A 4161-nucleotide genomic window follows, 5' to 3' on the forward strand; every position below is an offset into this window, starting at 1 on the left:
ACACCTTAAATAAACAAGTCGGTAGTCTCTATGATAAAGGTCATATCAGCTTATTAAACACGGCTGGCTCTACAACTAAAGCCAATATCATCAATAAGGTCAATGAGATTAAATCGAGTGCAGACATGGGTGATGTGTTTGTATTCTATGTGGCAGGTCATGGTTATAACTTCCCTGATACAGGCTATCATTTATTTACCTCTGACGTTGGGGCAACCTCTAGTAGTAAAGTTGCTCAAACAGGGATTAATGCAGAGGACTTACAAGACCTATTGGCACAGGTACAAACAGATAAAAAGCTTATCTTGCTAGATACGTGTGATAGTGGTGGCTCTATTGATGCCGGTCAGCTCATCGCCTCTCGTGGCTTAGATGATCAAATGGTGATAGAGCGGATGCAGCGTAAGGCAGGGGCTACGGTGATTATGGCAAGCTCGGATAAGCAAAAGGCGTTAGAGGGTTATCAGGGTCATGGGGTGTTTACTTATGGGTTATTGCAAGCCTTTAACGGTGCTGGTGATATGAATAAGGATGGGTATATGAAGACGGGTGAGTTATCAAACTATATTGAGGATGAGATACCAACTATTGCGCAAAAGGCATTTAGTCAGCCACAGTATCCAACCACCAGTACGGTGGGGAATGGCTTTGAGTTTAAGGTGGTGCGGTAGAGTGTGGTTTGCTATTTATTAGTAGCCAGTTAATGAGTGAATAAAAGAGAATAACTATGACAAAGCCGCGGTATGCTTCATTAACCTATATAGCAAAATATAGCACTGTATTAAGTTTAAGCTTAGTGCTATTCGCTTGTGACAGTGGCAGCGATTCACAAGCAGACACTGAATTTGATACATCTGTACAAACTGAAAACTCGACTATCAATCAAATAGATGTTCTAGAGGCAAACAGCAAGCAAATTAAGATCGCAAACATCGACAACGAAGATATTCGCTTAGGACAAAGAGTTGCTTTACTCATTGCCAATGCAGACTATGAGGGTCAAACAAAGCTAAACAACCCTATCAATGATGCCAACTTACTGGCTCATACCCTAAATGATCAGGGATTTAAGGTTACGTTAATCAAGAACAGTGACCGTGCCAATATGATTATGGCAATTGATGAGTTTGCGACACAGGCAGAAAAGGCAGAGTCTGCGGTGTTTTATTATTCAGGACACGGGATTCAGGATAATAGCCGAGTTAATTATTTGATTCCAGTAGATGCTCAGATTAAAGGGGAATCTAGTATTAAAGGGTTTGGCGTCAATAGTTATGACATTATTGATGCATTGGAGGCAGCAAAGCCTAGAGCCAGCTTGGTCATTTTGGATGCGTGCCGAAACAATCCTTTTATCAAGGTGCGGGGTTCGAAAGGACTAGCAAGTATGAATGTGGTGTCCGATAGCCAAATGGTGGTGAGTTATGCGACTCGTTCGGGAGAATTTGCATACGATAGCTCTGAAGTTAGCGATAGTAATAGCCCTTATGCGTTAGCGATTAATGAGTCGTTTAAGCAGATAGATAAGGTACCACTAATGAGCTTGCTGGATAGTGTGGCGGATAGCGTGGCTCAGTGGACAGAGGGTCATCAAAAGCCAACCCGTAGTGGCTCTATGAAGGTAAGCACTATGCTCGTTGTTGGGGACGAGAGTGTGGACGCTAAACCGTCAGTTACTCAACCAATTATCCCTCCTAAGCCAAAAGTTAAGTTTGCCAGCCCTGAGATTGAAATTATTCAGCCCCCCGCCCGTTGTTTTGATGAGATATGTTTTGAAGCAAAAGCTCAGCGTTTAGTATTTAAAGGTAAGCATGCATGGATTACTGATATTATCGATGAAGAGTTATTCACACTATCTGAGACTGATAAAAGTATAGAACAAATTCTTAGAGATAATATCAATGGCAGTGTGGAAGAAAGCATGGATGCTGATGGTAATATTCAGGGCTTCGGTTCAGATATAGAACTCACTGCAAATATGGTTTATCAAAACTCAGGGGTCATCGTAGTAGAGGTAGTCAGTTATATTTATTCAGGTGGTGCTCATGGTATGCATAACACAACTTATTTAAATATAGACCCTAATGATAAATCAGTACTAACAATCGACGATGTTTTTGTTGATGCTTATCAGAAGCAATTGAAAAAATCTGTGTACCCTGCTTATTTACATTGGTTAGAAGAGCACGGTATTTCAGAAGAAGATGCTATCTCACATCAAGAAAGTTGGCCTTTTACCTTAACTGAGAATTTTCGTTTTGTACCTGAAGGTTTAGAGCTTATTTATCAACCTTATGAGCTCGGGTCCTATTCCATGGGTGATGCCAAGCTTTTGATAAGGTATGAGGATTTGGAAGGTATTATTCAGCCACAATATTTACCAGAATAAAAAATAGCTTATCTATTTAATTCTAAGGACACTTACTATGAGCCAATCTAACCGACCACAAAGTTATAAAAAAACACTACAGCAACTTACCCTTTGGGGATGTTTGGCTAGTATTCGTTATCATAAATTGGGGGCAGTCGCTGCTGTAGCGTTGAGCATGGGTTTAATTCCGCAAGTGAGTATGGCGAGTGAAATTAGCGAAGCTAAATTTTTAGTGCAATTACAAACCGTAGAACAAACCTTTGAGTTAAGCCAACAAGAACGTATTAAACAGCTCATTGAACTAAGCAAACAGGGCAATATAGCTGCGGATATGACTTTGTATCGTTATAAAGCTAGAGGAGATAGTATTAACTATACACTAAATGAGGTAAAAGTAGCTCAGGCTATTCAAATGTTGAATGATAGTCATGATGATACTAATGGGTTGATTAGTCTGTATAAAGGATTTAATAGCCTTTATGAAAATCTAGATATAGAGCGTAACTACTCTGATGCGATAAGTTGGTTTAAGAAGTCTGCGAGTAACAAAAATGCCAATGCAATGTTTATGCTTGGTATTGTGTATGACAAAGGACAAGGTGTATCTCAAGACTATACCAAAGCCATGCAATGGTACACCAAAGCCGCTGATGCAGGGAATACAAATGCGATGTTCAATATTGGTTTTATGTATCAAGAAGGACTAGGTGTATCTCAAGACTATACCAAAGCCATGCAATGGTACACCAAAGCCGCTGATGCAGGTAATTCATATGCGATGCTCAATATTGGTGTTCTATATGCAAAAGGACAAGGCGTATCTCAAGACTATACCAAAGCCATGCAGTGGTACACCAAAGCCGCTGATGCAGGGAATACAAATGCGATGACCAATATTGGTTTTAAGTATTACAAAGGTCAAGGCGTCGCTCAAGACTATAGCAAAGCCATGCAGTGGTATCAAAAAGCCGCTGATGCAGGGAATACAAATGCAATGACCAGTATTGGTTTTATGTATCAAAAAGGGCAAGGTGTATCTCAAGACTATACCACTGCTATGAATTGGTATAAGAAAGCCGCCGATGCTGGTAACAAAATTGCGATAAATAGTATTGGTGTTATGTATAACAACGGGAAAGGTGTAGATAAGGACTTAAATATAGCAACTCAATGGTATCTAAAATCATACAAAGCGTTTCAAGCTAACTCCTCTGCTAACGATATAGACAATTTTAATATTGTCAAAAAGAACCTTGAAAACCTTCTTGCCTCTGGCAAAATAACCGACCCCGCCATCCGCAAACAAGTCGAATCTATCTTTGCCAAACCACCCCTAATCACTTGGCAATCTGCCCCGCCCAGCACCATTAACAACGACACCCTAAGCCTCTCCGTTCTACTCACCGACCAAGGTGGTGGTATCGGTGATGTGCGTGTCTTACTAGACGGTGTTGCTGTTGACCAAGCTAGCCGTGGACTAGGTAGGCAAGTCAACCAAACCACGCGTGACTTTACCTTATCTATTCCTAAAGGCACGCATACGCTGACGGTAGAAGCCTACCCCGGTGACAATATCGGTGTCACCAGTAAAGTGGTGCAGCAAATCACCTCAACCTATGCCCCTATTCAAAAGCCCAAACTACATGCGGTAATAGTCGGAATAGACACCTATCAAAACCCAGACCTTACCCTTAACTATGCCGCTAAAGATGCCAGTGCTATCTATAACACCTTAAATAAACAAGTCGGTAGTCTCTATGATAAAGGTCATATCAGCTTATTAAACACGG

General features: G+C 40.9%; 3 protein-coding genes. All 3 read left to right on the top strand.

Annotation, left to right across the window (positions count from 1 at the left end; all coding sequences use genetic code 11):
* Positions 1 to 671: caspase family protein (locus tag AC2SLT_RS13015; protein WP_486548077.1), on the top strand; the 671-nt coding region annotated here is incomplete at its 5' end.
* 56 nt (positions 672 to 727) lie between these two features.
* The gene (locus AC2SLT_RS13020) at positions 728 to 2389 is read left to right on the top strand and encodes a caspase family protein (protein ID WP_486548078.1); all 1662 of its coding nucleotides are present in this window, start codon (positions 728 to 730) and stop codon (positions 2387 to 2389) included.
* A 37-nt stretch (positions 2390 to 2426) separates the two neighbouring features.
* Positions 2427 to 4161: tetratricopeptide repeat protein (locus AC2SLT_RS13025; RefSeq protein ID WP_486548079.1), on the top strand; the 1735-nt coding region annotated here is incomplete at its 3' end.

Source organism: Psychrobacter sp. CX18 (genome assembly GCF_057396215.1).

Excerpts from the sequence above, each read along its gene's own strand:
- AC2SLT_RS13020 (WP_486548078.1), top strand. The coding sequence starts at position 728 with ATGACAAAGCCGCGGTATGCTTCATTAACCTATATAGCAAAATATAGC.